The sequence below is a fragment of the Hafnia sp. CBA7124 genome, assembly GCF_002355555.1.
GTDB lineage: Bacteria > Pseudomonadota > Gammaproteobacteria > Enterobacterales > Enterobacteriaceae > Hafnia > Hafnia alvei.
This window is the reverse complement of record NZ_AP017469.1, coordinates 3,654,577-3,678,919: the sequence shown is the minus strand read 5'-3', so window position 1 is coordinate 3,678,919 and position 24,343 is coordinate 3,654,577. Positions and strand designations below refer to the sequence as shown.

Annotated in this window: 17 protein-coding genes and 1 other RNA gene; 5 read left to right on the top strand and 13 right to left on the bottom strand. The window is 51.8% G+C overall.

What is annotated here, in order from left to right:
• Nucleotides 1–104 precede the first annotated feature (104 nt).
• Complete coding sequence (gene lptD, locus CPY98_RS16845; RefSeq protein WP_038502452.1) at nt 105–2,495, bottom strand: LPS assembly protein LptD; 2,391 nt, start codon at nt 2,493–2,495, stop codon at nt 105–107.
• A gap of 159 nt (nt 2,496–2,654) precedes the next feature.
• Here lptD and djlA point away from each other — a divergent pair, with 159 nt between their 5' ends.
• Nucleotides 2,655–3,491, top strand: coding sequence for a co-chaperone DjlA (gene djlA, locus CPY98_RS16840; protein WP_025801440.1), 837 nt, complete (start codon nt 2,655–2,657; stop codon nt 3,489–3,491).
• 55 nt (nt 3,492–3,546) lie between these two features.
• Here the strand turns inward: djlA and CPY98_RS16835 are convergent, their stop codons facing one another.
• The 6 genes from CPY98_RS16835 to CPY98_RS16810 all read right to left on the bottom strand — a co-directional run bounded on the left by CPY98_RS16835 (nt 3,547) and on the right by CPY98_RS16810 (nt 12,128).
• A complete protein-coding gene (locus CPY98_RS16835) occupies nt 3,547–3,795 on the bottom strand; it encodes a DUF3343 domain-containing protein (protein ID WP_096388470.1) in 249 nt (82 codons plus the stop codon).
• Nucleotides 3,785–4,573 (bottom strand): acyl-CoA dehydratase activase, encoded by a 789-nt coding sequence (locus tag CPY98_RS16830; RefSeq protein ID WP_096388469.1) that lies wholly within the window; start codon nt 4,571–4,573, stop codon nt 3,785–3,787. Before CPY98_RS16830 ends, CPY98_RS16835 begins: the two co-directional genes overlap by 11 nt.
• 10 nt (nt 4,574–4,583) lie before the next feature.
• The gene (locus CPY98_RS16825) at nt 4,584–5,735 is read right to left on the bottom strand and encodes a double-cubane-cluster-containing anaerobic reductase (protein ID WP_096388468.1); all 1,152 of its coding nucleotides are present in this window, start codon (nt 5,733–5,735) and stop codon (nt 4,584–4,586) included.
• A 164-nt stretch (nt 5,736–5,899) separates the two neighbouring features.
• Nucleotides 5,900–6,553 carry a bifunctional tRNA pseudouridine(32) synthase/23S rRNA pseudouridine(746) synthase RluA gene (gene rluA / locus CPY98_RS16820; RefSeq protein ID WP_043495470.1) on the bottom strand — a complete coding sequence of 218 codons (654 nt, stop codon included), beginning with the start codon at nt 6,551–6,553 and terminating at the stop codon, nt 5,900–5,902.
• 83 nt (nt 6,554–6,636) lie between these two features.
• On the bottom strand, nt 6,637–9,543 hold the full coding sequence (gene rapA / locus CPY98_RS16815) for an RNA polymerase-associated protein RapA (protein WP_025801445.1): 2,907 nt from the start codon (nt 9,541–9,543) through the stop codon (nt 6,637–6,639).
• A 230-nt stretch (nt 9,544–9,773) separates the two neighbouring features.
• Nucleotides 9,774–12,128, bottom strand: coding sequence for a DNA polymerase II (locus CPY98_RS16810; protein WP_096388467.1), 2,355 nt, complete (start codon nt 12,126–12,128; stop codon nt 9,774–9,776).
• A gap of 811 nt (nt 12,129–12,939) precedes the next feature.
• Here CPY98_RS16810 and CPY98_RS16800 point away from each other — a divergent pair.
• Nucleotides 12,940–13,707, top strand: coding sequence for a DedA family protein (locus tag CPY98_RS16800; RefSeq protein WP_046448718.1), 768 nt, complete (start codon nt 12,940–12,942; stop codon nt 13,705–13,707).
• Between the two features lie 7 nt (nt 13,708–13,714).
• Here CPY98_RS16800 and thiQ read toward each other — a convergent pair whose 3' ends face one another.
• Genes thiQ through thiB form a run of 3 tightly spaced genes read right to left on the bottom strand, consistent with a single transcriptional unit; the run spans nt 13,715 to nt 16,955 of the window.
• Nucleotides 13,715–14,410 (bottom strand): thiamine ABC transporter ATP-binding protein ThiQ, encoded by a 696-nt coding sequence (thiQ, locus tag CPY98_RS16795; protein WP_096388465.1) that lies wholly within the window; start codon nt 14,408–14,410, stop codon nt 13,715–13,717.
• On the bottom strand, nt 14,407–16,011 hold the full coding sequence (gene thiP / locus CPY98_RS16790; protein WP_096388464.1) for a thiamine/thiamine pyrophosphate ABC transporter permease ThiP: 1,605 nt from the start codon (nt 16,009–16,011) through the stop codon (nt 14,407–14,409). Before thiP ends, thiQ begins: the two co-directional genes overlap by 4 nt.
• Complete coding sequence (gene thiB / locus CPY98_RS16785) at nt 15,987–16,955, bottom strand: thiamine ABC transporter substrate binding subunit (protein WP_226929847.1); 969 nt, start codon at nt 16,953–16,955, stop codon at nt 15,987–15,989. The genes thiP and thiB overlap by 25 nt, the downstream gene beginning before the upstream one ends.
• Before the next feature lie 192 nt (nt 16,956–17,147).
• Between thiB and CPY98_RS16780 the strand changes: the two genes are divergently transcribed.
• Nucleotides 17,148–17,223, top strand: a non-coding RNA gene (locus CPY98_RS16780) — sX9 sRNA.
• A gap of 93 nt (nt 17,224–17,316) precedes the next feature.
• On the opposite strand, the gene sgrR is transcribed toward CPY98_RS16780, so the two are convergent.
• A complete protein-coding gene (gene sgrR, locus CPY98_RS16775; RefSeq protein WP_096388463.1) occupies nt 17,317–19,035 on the bottom strand; it encodes an HTH-type transcriptional regulator SgrR in 1,719 nt (572 codons plus the stop codon).
• A 236-nt stretch (nt 19,036–19,271) separates the two neighbouring features.
• On the opposite strand from sgrR, the gene CPY98_RS16770 reads away from it, so the two are divergent.
• Complete coding sequence (locus CPY98_RS16770) at nt 19,272–20,450, top strand: sugar efflux transporter (protein ID WP_096388462.1); 1,179 nt, start codon at nt 19,272–19,274, stop codon at nt 20,448–20,450.
• Nucleotides 20,451–20,699: 249 nt separating this feature from the next.
• Nucleotides 20,700–22,172, top strand: coding sequence for a DASS family sodium-coupled anion symporter (locus tag CPY98_RS16765; RefSeq protein ID WP_046359685.1), 1,473 nt, complete (start codon nt 20,700–20,702; stop codon nt 22,170–22,172).
• 139 nt (nt 22,173–22,311) lie between these two features.
• Here the strand turns inward: CPY98_RS16765 and leuD are convergent, their stop codons facing one another.
• On the bottom strand, nt 22,312–22,914 hold the full coding sequence (gene leuD / locus CPY98_RS16760; RefSeq protein ID WP_025800380.1) for a 3-isopropylmalate dehydratase small subunit: 603 nt from the start codon (nt 22,912–22,914) through the stop codon (nt 22,312–22,314).
• 15 nt (nt 22,915–22,929) lie between these two features.
• Nucleotides 22,930–24,342 (bottom strand): 3-isopropylmalate dehydratase large subunit, encoded by a 1,413-nt coding sequence (gene leuC / locus CPY98_RS16755; RefSeq protein ID WP_046448723.1) that lies wholly within the window; start codon nt 24,340–24,342, stop codon nt 22,930–22,932.
• Between the last annotated feature and the right edge of the window lies 1 nt (nt 24,343).

Below are 24,343 nucleotides of genomic sequence, written 5' to 3'. Positions count from 1 at the left end.
TTTCCATTTGTCCAATCCGCATTGCTGCGGGTTAATGTCAAAACTCTGCTTTTACTAATCAAGCTACAACTAGGTAGTGATTAGACCACAAAAATCGCAAAATGTTAGAAAGCACGCTGGTAAGGCAAGATACCTTTTTGCAGCATGTCTGCCGTACCCAAGCTGTAATTCGTGCCCAATCCACGCAGTGCGAAGGTGAACGAGAACTTGTTGTCGTACTTACTGTTTGGCTGAGAGGCGGTAGAATCCCAAGAGGTGATTTTACGCTCGTAGTTTACACCAACAGACCAGCAACAGGTGTTGTACTGAAGACCAACCAGAGAATCCGCGGTTTGATTCGCGTTGGTATCGTAGTAGTACGCAGCCACCAATGCCCAACGATCGGCGACAGGAATACTCCCCGTTGCGCCCACTTGGCTAATCCCTTGGTTATACAGATCGTTATTGGCATAACGTGGGATCATCGCGGTGACATATTCAGGGCTAGCGTAACGATAGTTCAACTGAACCATCGTTTCGGCATCTTTACGATATTCCATGACCGCATCGCCCAGCGCGACGCTGTTTAGACGGGTGTCATACTGCAAGCCGCCACGGATACCCCAATGATCGGTAATTTTCCAATAAGAATCCCCCGCCCAAACGAGGCTACCGGTGTCTTTATCTTTATCGGTAGATAGCGTTTCATCACCGGTACGTGAGCGTTCGAAGTAGTAGATCTGCCCCAGAGAGGCGTTAAAGCGTTCTACCAACGCATCATCATAGATACGCGTGGTTAAGCCGGTAGACATCTGGTTGGCGGAGGCAATACGGTCTAGACCACTATAGATACGGTCACGGAACAGACCGGTATAGTCCATCTGCAACAGCGTTGAGTCATAAACGCCAATATCGCTTTGATCGCGGTATGGGATATACAGGTACTGAGCACGAGGTTCCAGCGTTTGGGTGTAGCCCTCAGCCCAGTCCATATCCCGGTCGAAGGTGATTTTTCCGTCGACTTTCAACTCTGGCATGACGCGGTTTACCGAGTCTTTAAGATCGCTAAAGTTGCTGTTGTTATCCGGCAGTGTCTGCTGATAATGCGTTGCCAACAGCTTAGTTTCGGTATTCACACTGGCCCAGCCGTTTGACCAAGGAAGGTCAAGAGTCGGTTCAAAGTGATAACGATCGGCTTCAGGCTGAGTATCGCTTTCGTTGGTAAATTTAACGGCTTGACCATACAAATGCAGGTCAAACGGCCCGATATCGTTTTTGTAGTAGTTCAAATCTAGCTGTGGCTCAGCACGGTATGCGTTTGTATTACCGGCATCAGCAAACACCTGGAACTGCGTGGTGGATAGCGTTGCGTTCCAGTTTTGCTCGGCGTAGCCCACGCTGAATTTCTGCGTCGCATAGCCATCGGTGCTGGAGCCGTGAGTCGAATCCAAATCGTTAAAGTAGTAAGGATCGCTCACTTTGGTGTAGTCGACGTTGAATCGCCACACCTTGTCCATCACGCCGCTGTGTTGCCAGTAGAACAACCAGCGTTTTTTATCTTTTTCCGCGTCAGAGATATTATTTTTATCCAGACGATCGTCAGCGTACTGTTTATCTTTGTTTAACCAGTCCAGCTCCATCAAACCTGCACCCGCTACGGTCAGATAGCGGAACTCGTTCTGCAATTGCAGACCGCGGTTTTCCATGTAGTGTGGCGTAATGGTGGCATCGACCTGAGGGGCGATGTTCCAATACCATGGCAGGCTAAACTCAACGCCATCGCTGCTGGAATATTTAAAATCAGGGAGTAAGAAGCCGGAGCGACGTTTGTCACCGATAGGGAGCTGCAGGTAAGGGCTATAGAAAACCGGAACTCCGCCAATTTTAAAGCGCGCGTTCCAAATCTCTGCCACTTCTTCCTGCCGATCCTGAATGATTTCAGAACCTGCAACGCTCCAGCTATTATCGCCAGGTAAACAGGACGTAAAGGTCCCGTTTTCTAAAATGGTGTAACGGTTCTCGGCGCGGGTTTTCATTAAATCCGCGGTGCCTCGACCTTGGCGACCCACGAACTGATAATCACCCTGCCATACGTTAGTGTCTTTGTTATTCAGATTTGACCACGCGTTCGGGCCTTTCAGTTTGACCTGATTATCTGAATAGTTAACGTTGCCGGTTGCAGTGACTGTGCGCAGCGGATCGGGTTTATCTTTAAGAAACTTCTGATCGAGCTGAACCTGATCGGCTGTCAGCGTGCTATTACCCTGCTCAATGTTCACGTTTCCGCTGAACACCGCATTATCGGGATAATTTGCGTCGCTTTTATCGGCTTGAATATGCACCGGTAAATCATTTGGATTGCCGGATACCAGTGGTTTGTTATACATAGGCACGCCGAGCAAGCATTGCTCAGCAAGATCGGCCAGAGCGTTCTGGCTATAGAGTGCCGACCAAACCAAGGTGGCAACCAGTGTTGGAATACTTTTTTTCATACGCGGTTTCAGAAGTTCCGTCATCAGAGGCGTCGAGCAGCGAACGCTCAGAGACTATATCACCCCTTAGCGTTGCGCTAGTGTTAAATTGACGCATTCTTGGTTGCTGTCGTTAGGCGTCAGAATAAATGACAGGTATGATAAAGCAAATTATGTCCCTCGGCATGATGAATTGAGGACGATATGCAGTATTGGGGTAAATTAATCGGATTAGTTCTTGGTCTAATGTCAGGAACGGGCTTTTGGGGCGTCGTGTTAGGGCTACTTATTGGCCATATGATAGATAAGTCGCGTCAGGTGAGAAGTAGTGGCTACTTTTCTAACCAAGCGCAGCGACAGGCTCTATTTTTTAGCACGACGTTTCAGGTAATGGGGCATTTAACCAAGTCGAAAGGGCGTGTAACCGAAGCCGATATTCATGTTGCCAGTGCGCTGATGGAAAGAATGCAGTTGCATGGTGCGGCAAGAACGGCGGCGCAGCAGGCGTTTCGCGAAGGCAAGCAGGCCGATTTTCCCCTGCGTGAAAAGCTGCGGGAATTGCGCAGCATCTGCTTTGGGCGTGTCGATCTCATCCGTATGTTCTTGGAGATCCAGCTACAGGCCGCGTTTGCCGATGGTTCTTTGCATCCCAATGAGCGCGCGGTGCTGTATGTCATCGCCGAAGAGCTTGGCTTCTCGCGCATTCAGTTTGATCAGTTCCTAAGCATGATGGAGGGCGGACGCCAGTTTGGCGGCGGCTACCAGCAGCAAGGGCAGTATCAGCAGCAAGGCGGATACGGTGGTGGTTATCAGCGCCAAAGTGGGCCGACGTTGGCGGATGCTTGCAAAGTGCTAGGTGTTAAGCCAAACGATGATGCTACGACGATCAAACGTGCGTACCGCAAGCTGATGAGCGAGCACCATCCCGATAAGCTGGTGGCGAAAGGTTTGCCGCCGGAAATGATGGAAATGGCTAAACAGAAAGCGCAAGAAATTCAGGCTGCTTACGATTTAATTAAGAAGGAAAAAGGGTTCAAGTAATCCTTTAGCCGAAAAAAAGCCCGCAATAGTTTATTGCGGGCTTTTTTATGTCGATTTACGCGTCTAGTGAGACCGCGTGGTACGTCTTACCCTCGCAGCGAAAAATCGCCGATGTTTCCCCATCAACCCACCATTGTGACAATTCAGGCTTGGGACAGCATAGCCGGATACTCAATCCGCAGCCGCTGCTTAGCTGGCGTGGAATATCTGCGACCTTAAACGCCACGTTTTGTGCCTGAAGCCGTTTTTTCAAACGCACCACCCCTAGCGTGCTGTGGAACAAAAAAAGGTATTCATCCTCCATGCATGCCTCTCTTTTTCTGGCGGCCACCGACTAGCGCAGCGCCTAATGCTCCCGCAAACTGAGCATCAGGATGCGTTTTTACCTCGGTGCCCAGTGCTTCACTAAGATGCTGACGAAACGCGTCACAATGGCTTACGCCGCCGGTAAATAAGATCGTCGGACGCACGCCGAGTCGGCCAATAAAATTGGCGCTGCGGCGCGCCATGGCATAAACGATGCCGGATAAAATAGCCTCAGGCTCCACGCCAGCAGAACGCAGGCTGATAACTTCTGACTCGGCGAAAACCGTACACATGCTGGAAATTGGATGCGGAGCTACGCCAGCAACCAGTTTATCCAACAGGCTGACCTCGGTGCCTAGCGTGCGAGATATCACTTCGAGAAAGCGCCCAGTTCCTGCGGCACACTTATCGTTCATCAGAAAGTCAGTGAGGCTTCCATCCCTATCCAGATGAATCACTTTGCTGTCTTGCCCACCAATGTCGATAACCGTATGAGCGGTAGGGCACAAAAACCGTGCGCCTATGCCGTGGCAGGTAATTTCTGTTACCTGCTTATCGGCGTAGTCTACCAAGGCACGTCCATAGCCGGTGAGCGTGAGCATGGGACGCTCACTTAGATTTGCACTCAGCTGTGACCACGCCTCATCAATGGTGTCCTGCGGGCGAAACGACGTGGGTCCGAGAAAACGGCGCAGGATCTCACCGCCGTTAGCGGCACTCATTAAAATCCCTTTGGTGGCCGTAGATCCAGAGTCTATGCCAATACTTAAACTCACGCGCTGCTCCTTACATCATTTCGATAAACGCACTCACGCGGGTATTCAACTGGCCGATATCGGAGTTGGAGTAGTCCGTTTCGATCGCCATATAAGGAATATCATGCTGCTGGCGCACATGCCGTTTGATGGCGAGAGACTCCACCGCGTAGGTATGGCAGGCCTGAAGGATAACGTCGATAACGCCGTCGGCCTGATACTCGTCAATCATCTGGCTCAGCAGATTCAGGCGCTGGGTATTGGGGGAAATGCAGGAGCAGCCAATCGCCAGATACTTGTCGGTTAATGCGTCGTACACGTCGCCTTCTTCGTTAACCTGCATCTCAGTGGCTTTCGCACCGGTGCAGTTTTCATAGCCTACCACCCAACCACCGTTTTCTTCGATGGCACGAACCACTTTTTCCGCCGCACCGCCGATTGGACAGCCGGTAATCAAAATGCGAGGGCGTGGCTCAAGACGTTTGCCTTGCTCGTATTCTTGCCGCACTTTTGCCGTTAAGGCATTGAGTTCGTCGATCAGCGCATTTTTATCGAATTTGAAGGTGGCGCCGTACACGACTTTAAGGATTTCCACCCCGGATAGGGCGGGAGGGTTTAGTTGGCCCAAACGATAAAAAGAGGATAAGGCTTCACGCTCTTGGTTTTTTAGCGCAATGGCCGCACGCAGATCGTGCTCGCTAATTTTTCGGCCAAACTGCTGTTCGAGCGTGGTCTGCAACCGCAAAATCTCAGCGCGCCATAGCGCACGCGAAGCGTCATCGCTGGCGCTGTTTGGTAACTGCATGACATGGACTGGTTTGAACTCGGCCATGTACTCATACATTTTTTTCTTTCCGTCGCAGGTAGTTTCCCCCACAACCAGATCTGAAAAATAGAAATAGGGACATTTATCCGTTTTGCCAAATCCGTAGCTGCTCTTGATAAGTGGGCAAAGGTTGCGTGGCAGATCTTTCTCCGCTTCTTCAATGGTTTCATCGCTGGTTGAGCAAAGTGACACCACCACCGCGCCCGCGGCCAAGGCAATTTCTTGCGGCATAAAGGTGCAGTAGGTCCCTACCAGCGGGATGTTTTGTTCTTTGAGCTCTAAAACGGTGAGGAATCCCTGACGGCGTGCGTCGGAAAAACTATCGAAAATGGCGGGTAATTCATTGATGAGTGACATGGCTATTCCTTCCCCGGACCCGGGCGAACGATTATTTGGGTTTAGATAGAAAACTTACGGTCACGGTGTACCGTAGAAAAACTAAACGATCGCAGGGGACTATAACCTTAAGAAGATAATGGTTATAGGAGGTGGCTCACAGAGCCACCTTATTGGGAAAGATGTTAGAAATCAGGCTCGCAGCTAAAATGCATCGCGGTGCCAAACTCAGGATGGGTGATACGCAGCTCTTGAGCGTGTAGTTGAAGGCGCGGAGCCATCGCTTTGGCCTCGGGATGTGCGTAAAACTTATCGCCGAGAATAGGATGCCCCAGTGCCAACATGTGCACGCGTAGCTGGTGTGAGCGACCGGTGATGGGCGTGAGTTTCACTCGCGTGGAACCATCGGCATCGCGGCTCAGCACCAGATAGCCGGTTTGCGCTGATTTTCCGTGCTCAAAGCAGACTTTCTGCTTAGGTCGATTTGGCCAATCGCAGATCAAAGGCAAATCAATCAGGCCTTCATCATGCTCCATATGACCCCAAATACGGGCAATATAGCTTTTCTTCGGCTCGCGCTCGCGGAACTGACGCTTAAGCTCGCGCTCGGCAGCTTTTGTTAACGCAACGACAATAACGCCGCTGGTCGCCATATCTAACCGATGCACCGATTCTGCTACAGGGAAATCAGCCTGAACTCGAGTCATCACGCTGTCTCGGTGCTCTTCAGCACGTCCCGGAACAGACAGCAATCCACTTGGCTTGTTAACCACGATGATATGCTCATCTTGATATAGAACATGCAGCCAAGGTTCGCGTGGGGGATGGTAATCCCCCAGCGGCGGCGTTCCCCTCGACAGCGCAGGATCTACGCCGCCAGCGACCGGATTGATCAGGATATTATGGAGCACGGGAGTCGTCATTATTGATGAGACACCACGATGAGGCGAATCGCATCCAAACGCCAGCCCGCTTGATCCAAGTTCTCAAGCACCTGACGACGGTTGAATTCCAGCGTTTCCAGCTCGTCATCACGAATGTTTGGGTTAACGGCTTTCAAGGATTCCAAGCGTGCCAGTTCGGCGCTGAGCTTTTCATCGGCTTCACGTTTTGCTTCGTTGATGAGCGCGGTTGCCTGTTCGCCAATCAGCGCTTCGCCTGCTTGCAGCATGGCGTGAACGTTCGGCTGAACGGCGTTCACCAGCTTGCTTGAGGTATGGCGGTTGATGGAGTTCAACTGGCGGTTAAAGCTCTCAAACTCAACCTGAGCGGCTAAGTTGGTGCCTTTCGCATCCAACAGCATACGTACCGGCGTTGGCGGCAAGAAACGGGTCAGTTGCAGGTGTTTCGGTGCCTGAGCTTCCACCACGTAAATGGCTTCTAACAGCAGCGTACCAACCGGCAATGCCTTGTTTTTCAGCAAAGAAACTGCGCAGCTACCGGTATCGCCAGACAGGATCAGATCCAAGCCGTTGCGAATAATCGGATGTTCCCAGCTAATAAACTGTGCATCTTCGCGTGATAGCGCCTGTTCACGGTCGAAGGTGACGGTACAGCCATCCTGCGGCAGGCCAGGGAAATCAGGCACCAGCATGTGTTCTGACGGCGTCAGGATGATCATGTTGTCGCTCTGATCGTCCTGATTGATGCCTACGATATCAAACAGGTTGAGCGCAAAGTTAACCAAGCCAACGTCGTTATCCTGATCGGCAATAGCCTCAGCCAGCTCTTGCGCCGCTTGGCCACCGTTAGAATGCATTTCTAACAGACGGTCGCGCCCCTGTTCTAGTTGGGCTTTCAGGGCATCGTGCTGAGTGCGGCACTCTTTGATGAAATCATCAAAGCCTTCCAACTGAGACGGTGCAGCCAAATAGCCCAACAGCGTTTGATAGCTGCTGTCATAGATGGTGCGTCCGGTTGGGCAGGTATGCTCAAAGGCATCCAGACCTTCGTGATACCAGCGAACCAAAACCGACTGCGCGGTGTTTTCTAGGCAAGGAACGAAAATCTTGATGTCGTGGTTCTGGCCAATACGATCCAGACGGCCAATACGCTGTTCCAGCAGATCAGGGTTGAACGGCAGATCGAACATCACCAGATGATGAGCGAACTGGAAGTTACGCCCTTCAGAGCCGATTTCAGAACACAGCAATACCTGCGCGCCATCTTCCTGAGAAGCAAAATAGGCCGCCGCACGGTCACGTTCAATAATGGTCATGCCTTCGTGGAATACCGCACCGCGAATCGCTTCGCGCTCGCGCAGCACCTGTTCCAGATTGACCGCTGACGCTGCCTGAGCGCAAATCACCAGCACTTTCTCATCGCGATGCGAGGTTAAGAAATTCATCAGCCATTCAACGCGTGGATCGAAGTTCCACCACGTGGCATTTTCGCCTTCGAATTCTTGATAAATACGCTCTGGATACAGCATATCGTTGGCGCGCGCTTCAACCGTTTTTTTGCTGCCCATAATGCCGGACACTTTAATGGCGGTTTGATACTGCGAAGGCAATGGCAACGTAATCTGATGCAGTTCGCGCTGCGGGAAGCCTTTCACTCCCTGACGGGTGTTACGGAACAGCACGCGGCTGGTGCCGTGGCGATCCATCAGCATTTTCACCAGCTCGTTACGGGCGTCAACGCTGCCGGTGCCGCCTGCGTTAGCGGCTTTTAGCAATGGCTCAATATCTTGCTCGGCGATCATTTCGCTCAGCATATTGAGTTCTTCGTTGGTCAGATGACCATCGTTGAGCAACAGCGTGACCGCGTCGGCGACCGGACGATATTTCTGCTGTTCGCTGACAAACTCTTGATAGTCATGAAAACGGTTTGGATCGAGCAGGCGCAGACGAGCGAAATGGCTCTCTTGACCTAATTGCTCAGGGGTAGCGGTTAACAGCAGCACGCCAGGAATATGCTCGGCCAGTTGCTCGATCACTTGGTATTCGCGGCTTGGGGCATTTTCGCTCCACGCCAAATGGTGTGCTTCATCGACCACTAACAGATCCCACGCGGCATCCGCCATCTGTTCTAAGCGCTGGCGGTTGCGGCGCACAAAGTCCAGCGAGCAAATCACCATCTGTTCGGTTTCGAACGGGTTGGTTGCATCCTGCATGGCTTCAGCGTAGCGGGCATCGTCAAACAGCGAGAAACGCAGATTAAAGCGGCGCAGCATTTCCACCAGCCACTGATGTTGCAGGGTTTCTGGAACCACAATCAGGATACGCTCAGCGCGACCCGCCAGCAGTTGCTGATGGATGATCATCCCTGCTTCAATGGTTTTACCCAAGCCCACTTCATCGGCGAGCAGAACGCGAGGCGCGTGGCGCTGACCCACTTCATAAGCAATGTGTAACTGATGCGGGATCAGGCTGGCGCGCATACCGCGCAGGCCGCTCCACGGAAGACGGAACTGTTCGCTCTGATATTTACGCGCACGAAAACGCAGCGCAAAGCGATCCATACGGTCGATTTGCCCGGCAAACAAGCGGTCTTGAGGTTTGCTGAAGGTCAGTTTGCTATCGAGCAATACTTCGCGCATCACAACGTTAGCTTCTTCAGTATCCAATCGGGTGCCGATATACGTCAGCAGACCATTTTCCTCTTTGACTTCATCTATCTTTAGCTGCCAGCCATCGTGGCTGGTGATAGTGTCACCCGGATTAAACATGACGCGGGTAATTGGGGAGTCATTACGTGAGTAAAGGCGGTTTTCGCCGGTCGCAGGGAAAAGCAATGTCACCATGCGGGCATCGATCGCCACAACGGTTCCTAATCCTAATTCGCTTTCCGTATCGCTGATCCAGCGTTGACCTAAGGTAAATGGCATAGATTATCGACTCAACTTTTATGTATTGAACACTGATGATTGAACAACTACTGCATGGGCAGCAGGCGCTGCCGTGGGTAAGTGATTTTCACTTGGCCTACATTATTAGCGATAGCGGGCCGCTTCGTTGCTTGAATCAAGCAATGAAGTAAATGTTTTAACTGAGGGAAGGGCGCTATGTTAAAGGATGACGGCGCTTTCGTCACCCCCCAAACATGGAATTGTCTTAACTAAAATAACCCGAGTTGGCCTGCGACCAACGTAGTGAAGTCATCCTGCATGAATGGCAAAATGGCATCGGCAACCGGTTGTAGCTGACGCGAAAGGTAATGATCGTAGTCGATAGGCGCACGTTGGCGCTCTAACGGCTCAGGACCCGCAGTGGTAATCACATAGCTAATCCAACCGCCATTTTGATACTGCAACGGTCGATTAAGCTCACGATTATAGTCATCGGCAATTTTCGCCGCGCGAGCATGGGGGGGAACATTACGCTGATATTCACTCAGTTTGCGTCTTAGCCGTTTGCGGTAAACCAAGCGGTCATCAAATTCGCCCGCTAACAAGCGTTGGGTGTAATCGCGGATAAACTCTTGGTAAGGCTGATTTTTAAATATGCGCGCATACAGCTCCTGCTGAAATTGCTGCGCCAGCGGCGTCCAGTCGCTACGCACGGTTTCCATGCCTTTGTACACCATTTCGTCGCCTTTCAAACCGGCATAGCGCTTTTTACTGCCAAGTTCGGCACCGCGAATGGTCGGCATTAAAAAACGCCGATAGTGGCATTCATATTCCAATTCTAGCGCGCTGTCTAAGCCGTACTCCGTTTGAAGATGATTTTTCCACCATTGGTTTATCAGGCCGATAAGGCGTTGTCCGATAGCTTCAGCCTGTTTTTCATCGTGCGCATGATTGAGCCACACAAAGGTTGAATCCGTATCGCCGTAGATCACCGGATAGCCTTCTGCTTCAATCAATTCTCGCGTGCGGCGCATAATCTCATGGCCACGCATCGTTATGGATGAGGCGAGGCGTGGATCGAAAAAGCGGCATCCGCTTGAACCTAGTACGCCGTAAAACGCATTCATAATAATCTTGAGCGCTTGGGAAAGCGGGGCGTTTTTTTCGCGCTTAGCGGCCTCGCGGCCTTGCCATATTTGGCTCACGATATCCGGCAAGCAGTGCTGTTCGCGGGCAAAACGCGCACCGCGAAAACCGGCGACGGAGTGTTCATCGTCAGGCTGGCGTAGGCCTTCGATAAGCCCAACGGGATCAATTAAGAAAGTACGAATAATCGAGGGATACAGGCTTTTATAATCCAGCACCAGTACAGAATCATACAGGCCGGGACGTGAATCCATCACGAAGCCGCCAGGGCTAGCTTCTTCCGGTAAATCGCCTTGATTCGGTGCGACAAAACCGACGCGGTGCATGCGTGGTAGATAAAGATGGGTGAACGCGGCAACCGAGCCGCCGTTGCGATCGGCATTTAAGCCCGTTACCGTGGCGCGTTCGAGCAGAAACGTCATCAGATGGGTATGCTCAAATATGCGGGTGACGAGTTCGCAGTCTTTCAGGTTATAGTGCGCCAGCGCAGGTTTATCTTCGCGGAATCGACGATCGATCTCAGACATTCGGCTGTAGGGATCGTCCATCGCCTTACCTTCGCCCAGCAGCGTTTGAGACACATTTTCCAAGCTGAAAGAGGGAAAATTCCAGAACGCGCTTTTTAGGGCTTCGATGCCGTCGATAATCAGGCGTCCGGTGGCCGCAGCGAAAAAGTGCCCTTGTTTAAAGCCATGTTCACGCCACTCTAGCGCATCGCCGCCGCGGCCTAAACGCAAGGGAACGCCATAACGCTCAGCGTGTTTTTGCAGCACGCGCAGATCAAACTGGATCAGATTCCAGCCGATAATCGCATCAGGATCGTGGCACGCCATCCACTGGTTTAAGGCTTCGAGCAACAGTGGCCGACTGTTTACGTAAACTAGATCAAAATCGAGCTGGCTAGCATCCCCATTTTCAGGACCTAACATATACACCACGCGCTGGCCGCAGCCATGCAGACCGATAGAGTAAAGCTCGCCGTGCATGGTGGTTTCGATATCCAGCGATACCAGCTTAAGCGTTGGGCGATAGTTGGGATTCGGTTTTAGCTGCGTATTGCGCCAAACGCCTTGTGTATCCTGCTGACCTGAAAACCACACTGGCGCGCAGATAAAACGCTCCATCAAATAGCGATCTGGCGGACGGATATCCGCTTCATACAGCGTCATGCCTTGTTCCTTGAGGGTTTTCTCAAGGTTCATCAATTGACGATAGCTACGGCAATAAATCCCCACGACGGGGCGCTGATGAAAATCCTTCATCGGCAGAGGTTTTATTTCAACGTTACGCTCGTTTTTCAGCACTGTTTCGGCCTGCGGCAGCTGTTCCGCAGGTAAAAACGCGACGGCCTGCTGCGGCGCAATAGAGACTTTCTGCGGGCCATTATCGGTTGCCAACCACAGCTCCACCGACACGCCAGTCGGTGTATCCCGCCAATGACGGGTGAGGACGAAGCCTTGCTGTGGGGTATTTGCCATCGCGGTGATTTTTACCGATTAGGTTGTTGGGAACATAGCTAGTATGAGTATTTATACAGTGGTTGTCTATGATGGTGGGTGATGCATTTTATGGGCTTTTTTAGTTTGGTGTAAGTTACGTCCGCCTAAAACATTGAATTCCACATTTACACCGTGCAGGCGTCCGTGTCGGAGGGCTCAATCGCCGCCCTCCGACGCCTCGGCTTGGCACCGTTCTTTGGCCTGCTTCGCAGGTTCCCTCGTTTTGTCATTTCGGTTTTGGCGGAACGAACGGCAATCGCCATCCTGGCTCCTCCGTTCTTTCGCCGACATCCTTGTCGGCGAATCCTAACCTCCATTCCTTCACTCGGCCGAAGAACAACGTGCCGGAGAAGGTCAACGTCAAAAACAAAGATTGCCTCGGGTTTTTAGTTTAAGTTTTGGTAGAGAGAGCCGCCGGTACAGGGATGTACCGGCGGAGTTTGGGGCGCCCTGGATGGGCGATACCAAACCGTAGCGGAGATGGCATCTCGGATAAAAGCGCGAGGATTGAAGGGGCGCGCGCTGGCGCCCCTCATCGGACGCCTTCATTGATGTATCAATGGAGTTCGGTATTGATCGGCGGACGAAACCTTACACAGTAATTAAATAGATGAGCTGCGTACGTAACACCGCACCGCACCTATAAAGTCGCTGCCCCCAAAACCCCCACCATTACCTATACTCATTAAGTTACTCATTTGTAAATAAACGTTTATCCCCGCAATGATAGGTTGACGGCAAACGGTCGGCTCCGCAAAATCGCTGGCTCATTATTTCCGGTGGAAGAATTATGGAAGCGTACCTGCAACACTTGGTGACCCAATCGGTAACCTACTCTCTGATCGCCGTGTTTTTAGTGGCGTTTTTAGAGTCTTTAGCATTGGTCGGGCTGCTTTTACCAGGTACGGTAATGATGGCAACGCTGGGCGCATTAATTGGCAGCGGACAGGTGAATTTCTACTATGCGTGGGGCGTGGGGATTCTGGCGTGTTTTGCCGGCGATTGGATTTCCTATTTTATTGGCCGCGCTTTCAAAGAGCCGCTCCATCGATGGTCATTTATCAAGAAGAACAAAGCGCTGCTCGATAGAACCGAACATGCTCTTCATCGCCATAGCATGATGACAGTGCTGATTGGTCGTTTTGTTGGTCCAACGCGGCCGGTTGTACCTATGGTTGCGGGCATGCTGGCGCTACCTCCGCGCAAATTTATTCCACCTAATATTATTGGCTGTATCACGTGGCCGCCGATTTATTTCCTACCGGGGATTTTAGCCGGTGTCGCGATTGATATACCGGCAGGCAGCGGCAGCACGTTATTTAAAGTGTTATTGGCGCTGGTGGTGGTTTCGATTTGGGTTGCGGCATGGCTGAGTTGGCGCTGGTGGCGAGAGGGCAAACGCTCGGCGGATAAACTGTCTCAGTGGCTTACACCGTTACGCCTGCGTATTGCAACCGTCGCTATGTGGATAGCCGCTGTCGTGAGCTTTGTGCTGATGCATAACCATCCGCTGATGCCAATCTATCGTTCACTGCTGTGGAAGGTGATTCAGTTTTAAAACGGCGCTACCGCCCAAGCAACGCTGCAGCCGCCGGATCTTTTCCATCTAACAGATCTTGAGTGGTGCCGTCATAGGCAATGCGTCCATCGGCAACCAACAAAGTACGCGTAGCGATGCGTGCGGCGTCATCGAGATTATGTGACACCATCAGCAGGGTGAGATTTTGCTCTGAACAAACCTGATCTAACAGCTGTAGCATTTCTCCTCGCAGCGCGGGATCGAGCGCGGAAAAAGGCTCGTCGAGCAATAAAATGGGCTGGTCGCGTAGCAAACAGCGAGCCAGCGCGGCGCGTTGTCGCTGACCACCGGAAAGCTGCGACGGCAATCGCGGTAGGCAATCAAGAATTCCCACCTGCTGGGCAATCTCATTCAAGCGCTTTTTCTGCGCGCCATTTAGGCGTAATCCCGCATCTAACCCCAACCCTAGATTTTGCTCAATGCTCAGATGAGAGAACAAATTGTTCTCTTGGAACAGCATCGATACCGGACGTTTGGACGGTGGCGTATGGGTATGATTCACGCCATCTAACGTGACGACGCCTTGATCGGCCATTAAAAACCCAGCAATCAAGGCAAGCAGCGTACTTTTTCCCGCACCGCTCGGGCCCAAAATAGCCACGCGTTCTCCGTCAGAGATGTTAAGTGAAAAACGCATCGGCTGATGCTCATAGATATAAGTGAGATCGTTCAGCGTAATCATGATTTATCTCGCCCCGGAAGACGTTCCAGCAGAGTGAAAAGTAAGAAACACAGGATCAGTAATAATAGCGCGGTGACCGCGCCGTCTTGGCTACGGTAGGCCCCGATTTGCTGATACAGGTAGAACGGCAGCGTACGGAATTGCTCGTTGCCAAACAGCGCAACTACGCCAAAATCGCCCAATGACAGCACGCAGGCAAAGGCCATAGCTTGAGAGAGCGGGCGTTTAAGCGCGCGCAGTTCTATCAGCCTTAATCGGTTAAGCCCCTGAATTCGCAGCGACAGGCAGAGAGGATTGTAGCGCTCGGCCAAATCGCGCATGGGGTTTTCTAACACTTTAAGCGCGTAAGGAATGGCCATTAGCGCGTTGGTTAAAATCACCAGTCCGTAGGCCGATTGTGGAATGCCAATGGTATCGGTGAGCAGTAAAAAGAAGCCTGTTGCGAGCACAATACCGGGCATGGCTAATATCAGCATTCCGGTCAGCTCCATGCCTTGTCCTAGCCAGCGGTGCTGGCGTAGCAGAAGTTCACGGCTGCTCCATAGCAACATCATCGTCAGCGTTACGGCCAGCAGGCCTGCGCCTAACGCAATTTTGAGCGATGTAAATGTTGCCTGCCATAACACTGGCTGAGTCAGGACGCTGGCAAAAGCATGATTCGCGCCGTCTGCAATCACCGCGAGCAACGGAGGAAGGATAAGCAACAGCGCGCAGAAAATCACGCAGCTATCCAGCAATCGCGCCGCCACGTTATCGACTGGATTACGCCATTTTAATGCTCGCGTATGGCCAACAGGCAGAATGCCGCTAAGTTTTTGACTCAGCAAAACTAAGCCTAAACAGCATAGCAATTGTAGTATGGCCAGCAGTGCGGCGCGGCTGAGATCGTAGTCGTAGCTTAAGGCTTGATAGATCGCCAGCTCGATAGTGGTTGCCTGCGGGCCGCCGCCGAGAGAAAGCACGGTGGCAAAGCTGGCAAAGCACAACATAAATATCAGCGCACCGGCGGGCAGAATTTGGCGGCGTAGATAAGGCCATTCGACAAAACGAAACTGCTGCCAGCTGTTCATACCAAGCTGGGCAGCCAGTTGGCGCTGTTCGGTCGGGATATTTTCTAAGGCCTGAAGCAACAAACGCGCTGCGAGCGGTAGATTAAAGAAAATATGCGCCAGCAAAATGCCCTGTAAGCCATAGGGTGAAAAAGTGTACTCAAGGCCGAGGAACTGACAAATTTGTGCCAGCCAGCCCTGTCTGCCGTACACGCTGAGGATCCCAAAGACCGCGACCAGCACAGGCAATACCAGCGTCATAGCGCACAGACGCAGCAATAGCTGGCGGCCTAAAAAGCGGCGGCGAAACAGCGCCCGAGCCAGCAAAATAGCGGGAATAACCGAGCAAACGGCAGAGAGAAATGCCTGCCAGAAGGTAAAACGAATAACGTGCCACAGATAATCGTCTTGCCACAGGCTACGCCAATCCGACGCTGGCGCATGACGCCAGAGTGAACCGAAAGACGCCGCAGCGATGGCAATAATTGCTACCGCTGCGAACAATCCAGGGATTAACCAGAAAGGAATTAACGGCTGACGGCGGCTTGCCATGAGCGGATCCATGTTGCGCGGTTTTGAGCCACTTCGGCAGGCGTAAATTCTAAGGCTTTTGCTGGAACGTTAAGCTGTTCAAACCCCGCAGGCAGCGTGGTTTTAATCACCGGATACATCCAGTTGCCGGTTGGCATTTCGTTCTGGAAAGCCGGAGTGGTAATAAACTGCATAAATTTCTGTGCCAGCTGTGGCTGCTTGCTACCGGCGAGCTGAGCTGCAACTTCCACCTGTAAATAGTGACCTTCGCTAAATTCGGCGGCTGCGTAGTTATCTTTTTTCTCTTCGATAATGTGATACGCCGGTGACGTGGTGTAGCTCAGTACCAAATCCGCTTCGCCTTTCAAGAACAGGCCGTAGGCTTCACTCCAGCCTTTGGTCACCGTCACGGTTTTCTTCGCCAGTTTTTGCCACGCCTGCGGAGCGTCATTGCCGTAAACCTTTTGCATCCAAAGCATTAAACCTAACCCCGGCGTGCTGGTGCGCGGATCTTGATAGATCACTTTCCATTTTTCAGGGCCATCGACCAACTGTTTCAAACTGGTGGGTGGGTTTTTCAGCGTGTTTTTGTTGTAAACGAAAGCGAAGTAGCCGTAGTCATAAGGCACAAAGGTTTTATTCTGCCAACCACCGGGAACGGTGAGCGACTGAGTATCGACTTCGCTAGGCACAAACAGGCCGGTTTTCTCGGCAGCCTGCACCAAATTGTTGTCCAATCCCAACACCACATCGGCGCTGCTTTTTTTGCCTTCCATGCGGACTCGGTTAAGCACCGAAACGCCGTCTTCTAGCGCCACAAACTTCAGCTCGCAGCCACACTCTTTTTCAAACGCCGCTTTCACCTTTGGGCCAGGGCCCCATTCAGCGGCAAAAGAATCGTAGGTATAAACAGTGAGAACAGGTTTATCAGCGCTGTGAGCCAGCATAGGTGCGGCGATCAGCATTAAGGCAGGAATCAATCGTTTCAACACTTTGCACTCCGTGAGTTAAGTCAGGTCGCAAAGGTCTTTGAGCAAGCGTGGGTACACTCTCAAATCCCTCCGCCGGTGTTAGCCGGATCAGGTTCGACGGGTTTCTCTCAGCAAAAACGTGCTGCGCAGGCGTTGATCTGATGTCGGGCAGTGCTCAGGATCCTCACATACTTTGTGTATGCTCCGGTTCTTCCGCGCTGTCCGACACCAACTGAACGCAGCTCGCGACGTTTTTAGATCGGCGATGGAAATTACCGGTCTATTTTTTTGCACCCCGTTGAGAACAGGGCGCTATTGTAAAGAGAGCATCTGTTATTAGAAAGGATTAATAACGTTACCGAGGTTTTTCACAACCGGTTGAAACGGTTAATTCATGCACATGACTGTCGGAGGGAAGCTCCGGCGGGGAGAACCACGCGGATTTGAAATCGAACCAGCCGAGCGTATTCATGCGCACGCCGCGCATGCTGTGCTGTCCGTGGAGTTTTAGCCAATGATGGAACAGGGGATGAAGCTGATGTTCTTGCACCAAGCGTTGGCACCATTCGGCCATGGGCAGGGCATTGTTGCGCCATCGGCTGGCGTCTTGCTGTAAATCACCGCTGAGGCAGTGTTGGAGCAAGGGGAGCTCGTAGAGCATTGAAAAAACAGAAAACTCTAACGGCAAATAGAAATTAGCACTGCCGACCCAGAGATCGCTTTGCGCATCGCCTTCGTGCCAGCGGCTGTAGCTGATCTCCTGCATGGTGAGCTCAACGCCATATTCGGCCAGCAGCGGCTTAAGCGCTAAATAGATGGCGTGGAATTCGGAATGTTTGGTGTAGACCGTTAACGTTAGATGAGTCAGATGCTCTGGTTTTTTATTTTCACTGATCAATAAATTATGGTGCCAGCGCGGCAGGATGCCGTAGGCCGGAGACCAGTAACGCTGATGAATTTTTCCTGCTTTATTGAGCAGGGCAATTGGCGTCATGACCTGACAGAGCCATTCGCGCACTGCGGGATCGGAGGTCAGCGGTGAACGTTGGTCAAACAGCATAAAGTAGCAGCCTTCTTCCAAGCGGCTTTCCAACTCATCTTTTCCCGTATCATCGGATTGTAGCTGCACGCCTGCGTGAACCAATTCCTCCGAAATTTCAGGCAAAACCCAGATGTTAACTTCGTCAATCAGCGCGCGGAAACCAAAGTAGTCGTCGTAAGCTCGGATTTTCAGCTGCGTCTGCGTGTTGCGTACCACCTGATAAGGACCGGTGCCGATAGGCGAGCGCGTGAAGTTTGGTAATGATTGCCACTCGTGTGGCAGGATCATGGCGCTGACGCTGCCCAGCAGCCAAGGTAGCCATGCATCGGGCGTGCTTAAGTGGATATCGATGACGTAAGGATTGGGTGAAGTGATCGTTTTAAGATGTGAAAATAACGGCTGATCGCGTAAACGCTCGAGCGATTGGATCACGTCGATCATTTCGAGTTCGCGCCCATGGTGAAAACGGATCGCGGGACGTAGATAGAAACGCCAGTGCAGAGGCGTAATCGCCTGCCAGTGATGAGCTAAATCGGATTCTAGTTCCCCATTTTCCTCATTTAGCTGGGTCAGCCCGCTGAAGATCTGTCGCGCTAAATGGGTTTCAGAGCGGCGCATTGGCGTGCCCGGGAGCAGATTAAACAACGGGCGATAGTAAAGAATACGCAGAATATGCTTACCCTGACGGAAGCTGCGGCCTAGCTGGGAGAGTAGCATTTGGCGTACTGAACTGCGGTCGCCCACCAGTTGAACCAGTTGCTCAATATGATCCTGTTCCAGCAACTCCTCTGCGCGCAGCTGCTGTACCTGAAGGCCCGTTGACTGGAACGTGAGCGTTGAGCGCTTTCCTCGGCCCGACTCGGCCTGCCAATGCAGCCAACCCTGTTGTTGCATCGCGTTTAATAAGGTTCTGACATGACGACGTGAACAGCTCAGCGTTTCTGCAAGGTCGCCCAGCGTGGTTTCCGCAGACTGGCCCTTAAAGCTTTGCCATAAACGTATGAACTGATGTTGTAAGCGCGATGTCGCCATAAAAGAGGAACCTTTTTAGGTAAAGCTATCAATTTTTCTTTCCCTATATTACGCAGATAATTTCAGCAGATGAAAGAGAAAGAGGTGAGTAATCATTTGTCTCTCCGACATCAAAGAGTGTTTCTGAGTAATGGTGCTTTTCACCGACCAGCAGGTTTACCTGCTGGTTTTTTTATATCCGTGTTCTGTTATCGTACGACACGCCGTATTTGCTCATGCCAGCTTAGGAAATCAGGATGACCTCTTTGTTGACTGCCCGCCGCCGAATTAACCCTATCTATGCCGCGTTTCTTATTGTTGCCTTTCTGACGGGGATTGCGGGCGCGCTTCAGGCTCCCACGCTTAGCCTATTTTTGACGACCGAGGTTAAGGTTCGCCCGCTGTGGGTTGGGCTGTTTTATACCGTCAATGCGATCGTGGGGATCGCGGTGAGCTTCCTGCTGGCGAAACGATCCGATCGTCAGGGCGATCGCCGTAAACTGATTATGTTTTGCTGTGCTATGGCGGTTGGAAACTGTCTGCTATTCGCTTTTTGTCGCAGTTATTTGCTGCTGATTTCTGCTGGAGTTTTTTTAGCCGCGCTAGCGAATACGGGAATGCCGCAGATTTTTGCTTTGGCACGTGAATATGCCGATCGCTCGGCGAGTGAAGTGGTGATGTTTAGTTCGGTGATGCGTGCGCAGCTTTCTTTAGCATGGGTTATCGGCCCGCCGTTGTCGTTTATGCTGGCGCTGAACTACGGCTTTACGTTTATGTATCTGATTGCCGCAGGTGTATTCGTGTTGGCGATCGTGCTGGTGGCGTTGATGTTGCCCTCAATGCCGCGCACCGAAAGCGTGGGCGAAGCGGTTGTCATTCCAACTAATGCGTTTGGTGACAAGAATGTGGTTCTGCTGTTCATATCCTCGATGCTGATGTGGACCTGCAACACCATGTATATTATTGATATGCCGCTGTATATCACCCAAAATCTCGGCCTGCCGGAGAATTTGGCTGGACTGTTAATGGGCACCGCAGCGGGTCTAGAAATTCCGGCCATGATTCTGGCGGGCTACTACGTAAAACGCTTTGGCAAACGTAACATGATGCTGTTTGCGGTGGCGGCCGGTGTCTTGTTTTATGCGGGTTTGGTGCTGTTTAAATTTAAGCTGGCGCTGATGGTATTACAACTGTTTAACGCCGTTTTCATTGGCATTATTGCCGGTATTGGCATGCTCTATTTTCAGGATTTGATGCCGGGTAGGGCGGGCAGCGCGACCACGTTATTTACCAACAGTATTTCAACCGGCGTGATTATGGCAGGCGTTCTGCAAGGCGCATTAGCTGAAACCTTGGGGCATCATGCGGTTTATTGGCTGGCGGCGGCGCTGGCGATTGTGGCCTTAATTCTGTGTTCTCGTGTTCGAGAGGCTTAGTGTGAGACCGGTGGGATCGTCTAGACATTGCGATCCCATTTAACTGCTAAGAAAATAACCAATTTGTCGTTTTTTGATACCGCGCAACGCCTTAGCTGAGCTATTCATATAGCGTTAATGCAAGTGCATAGGTATTACCTGCAAACAAAATATTTCAATTCACCTTACCTGCGCACTAAACTCCTCTGCTTTTTATTTATCTCCAACGGTACGGAGATGCCGACTCACCTAGGAAGAGTTGATAATAATATGGGTAAACTAACACCGCTTAAGCCTATACCTTCTCTAATTTCCATCGCAATCGCCCTGATTATTTGGTTTGTCATTCCCGTGCCTGAAGGCGTGAGCCCCCATGCTTGGCATCTGCTCGCGCTATTCGTGGGTACTATCGCCGCTATTATCGGTAAAGCGATGCCGATCGGCGCGGTATCGATAATTGCTATTGCCTTAGTTGCACTGACGCAGGTGACCAATCCGGGCAAACCTACCGCAGCGTTGGATGACGCGCTGAGTGGTTTTTCCAATCAGCTGATCTGGCTCATCGGGATTTCCATCATGATATCGCTCAGCCTGAATAAAACCGGGCTTGGGGCGCGAATCGGTTACTATTTCATTTCGTTGTTTGGTAAGAAAACCCTAGGAATTGCCTACGCGTTGGCATTGGCCGAAACCACTTTAGCGCCGGTGACGCCAAGTAACACCGCGCGCGGCGGCGGCATTATTCACCCTATCATGAAGTCTATTGCCGACAGTTTTGGCTCGAAGCCAGAACCGGGCTCCACGCAGAAGATTGGTCGATATCTGGCTTTGGTGAACTACAACATTAACCCGGTTACATCGGCGATGTTTATTACCGCCACGGCGCCAAACCCATTGATTGTGAACTTATTGCTGAAAGGCACTGGCTCAACGTTTGAGCTCACGTGGTCAATGTGGGCGATTGCCGCGTTGGTGCCGGGGATCATTTCTCTGTTGGTAATGCCGTTGATTGTTTACTGGCTCTATCCGCCAACCATCAAAAGAACGCCCAATGCGCCACGCTTTGCCAAAGATAAGTTAGCTGAGCTTGGGAATATTTCGTTGGCGGAAAAAATCACCTTGGGGGTATTCGCGTTATTGCTGTGCCTTTGGGCGGGGATCCCTGCATTCCTTTTCGGCAGCGCGTGGGCGGTTAACCCAACGACGGCGGCGTTTATCGGGCTGGCGATCCTCTTGGCGACCGGCGTTTTGAGCTGGGACGACGTGCTAAAACACAAAGGCGCTTGGGACACGGTGGTGTGGTTTGCCGCGCTGGTGATGATGGCGACCTATTTAGGCAAGCTGGGCTTGATCAGTTGGCTTTCACAGAGCGTGGGTAACGCGATTTCTCATCTCGGTATGGGATGGGTGGGCGGGATGATCCTGCTGACGCTGGTTTATGTTTATTCGCACTACTTTTTTGCTAGCACCACGGCGCATATCACCGCAATGTTCGCCGCATTCTTCGCCGCGGGTCTGGCGCTGGGTGCACCGCCTGCCTTGTTAGGCTTAGTACTGGCGTTCTCTTCATCACTGATGATGTCATTGACGCACTATGGGACGGGTACTGCGCCGATTATCTTCGGTTCGGGCTACGTAACTTTGGGAGAGTGGTGGAAAACCGGATTTATTCTCAGCGTAGTGAACCTGCTGATTTGGATTGTGATCGGGAGTTTGTGGTGGAAATGGTTGGGATATTGGTGAGGTGTGAATTTTAGTTCCCCCTCCCAGTACCCACCCTAACCCTCCCCTTCGCAGGGGAGGGAACCGTTTCGTGATGTTATCTCGATCTAATCCTCCCTCTGGTAAGGGGGCGCTTGGTGGGGTAAGTAAGAGGATTGAATTAGCGCAAAAACTCCGGCAATTTTTCCTCATAAGCGGATATAGCCGCTTCGTGTTGTAGCGTCAGACCAATGCTATCCAAGCCATTCATCATGCAGTGGCGACGGAAACTGTCTAGCTCAAACTTATAGGTTTTGTCTCCCGCATGAACGGTTTGCGTTTCCAGATCGACGGTGAACGATATTCCGGGGTTAGCTTTGACCTGTTCAAACAATTCATCGACTTCGGATTCGCTTAATGTGACGGGCAACAGCTGATTGTTAAATGAGTTGCCGTAGAAAATGTCTGCGAAGCTTGGCGCAATCACCACTTTAAAGCCATAATCGGTTAATGCCCACGGGGCGTGTTCGCGCGATGAGCCACAGCCGAAGTTTTCGCGCGTCAGTAAGATGCTTGCGCCTTTGAAGGCGGGCTGGTTCAGGATGAAGTCAGGGTTAGGTTGCTGACCTGCATCGTCTAAAAAACGCCAGTCGTTAAACAGGTGCTGACCAAAACCGGTGCGGGTGACTTTCTGTAAAAACTGCTTAGGGATGATTGCATCGGTGTCGACGTTCGCGGCGTCTAACGGAACAACGATGCCGCTGTGCTGAATAAATTTAGCCATGGGTAGTGCTCCTTATCAGACCGCTGCGGTCGCTAATTCACGAATGTCGGCAAAATGCCCGCTCACGGCGGCTGCGGCGGCCATTGCAGGGCTGACCAAATGCGTACGGCCACCGCGGCCTTGACGGCCTTCAAAGTTACGGTTGCTGGTGGATGCGCAGCGCTCGCCGGGATTCAGGCGATCGTTGTTCATCGCCAAGCACATTGAGCAACCCGGTAAACGCCATTCAAAACCGGCCTCGATGAAAATTTTATCCAGACCTTCAGATTCAGCCTGTGCTTTCACTGGACCCGAGCCCGGAACCACAATGGCCTGTACGCCGTTAGCAACTTTACGCCCTTTGGCGATAGCCGCCGCGGCACGTAAATCTTCGATGCGTGAGTTGGTGCATGAGCCGATAAAGACTTTGTCGATAGCAACATCGGTCAGCTTAACGCCGGCTGCCAAATTCATATACGCCAGCGCTTTTTCTGCCGAGGCGCGTTCCATTGGATCGCTAAACGATTCAGGCGCTGGAATTGGTTGGTTGATGGCAATCACCTGACCTGGGTTGGTTCCCCAGGTGACCTGCGGGGCGATGTCGCTAGCGTTCAGCGTGACGGTGGCGTCAAACTGTGCGCCCTCATCAGACTTCAGCGTGCGCCAGTATTCTACGGCTTTGGTCCAGTTTTCGCCTTTTGGCGCAAACTGACGACCTTTCAGATAGGCAAAAGTAGTTTCGTCTGGTGCCACTAAACCTGCTTTTGCGCCCATTTCGATGGCCATATTGCACAGCGTCATACGGCCTTCCATCGACAGGGCTTCTACGGCTTTGCCGCAGAATTCCACCACGTGTCCGGTACCACCGGCGTGACCGATTTTGCCAATCACGGCCAGCACAATATCTTTGGCCGTGATGCCTTCGGCGGCGTCGCCAGCAATTTCAATTTTCATGGTTTTTGCACGGCCTTGTTTCAGCGTTTGGGTCGCTAAAACATGTTCGACTTCGGAAGTGCCGATACCGAAGGCCAATGCGCCGAATGCGCCATGGGTTGCGGTGTGAGAGTCGCCGCAAACAATGGTGTTACCCGGTAATGTCATGCCTTGTTCTGGGCCGATGACGTGAACGATGCCTTGGAAGGGATGATTCAGATCGTACAACTGCACGCCAAATTCTTTGCAGTTTTTCATCAGCTCTTGCATCTGGATACGCGCCATATCGCCGCAGGCGTTAATATCTTTAGTCTGCGTAGAAACGTTGTGATCCATCGTGGCAAAGGTTTTGCTGGTTTGGCGAACAGGACGGCCCATGGCACGCAGCCCATCAAACGCCTGTGGTGAAGTGACTTCATGCACCAAGTGGCGGTCGATATACAGCAGCGGTGTTTCGTTTTCAGCTTCGTAAACGACGTGAGCATCAAACAATTTTTGATATAAGGTTTTCGCCATG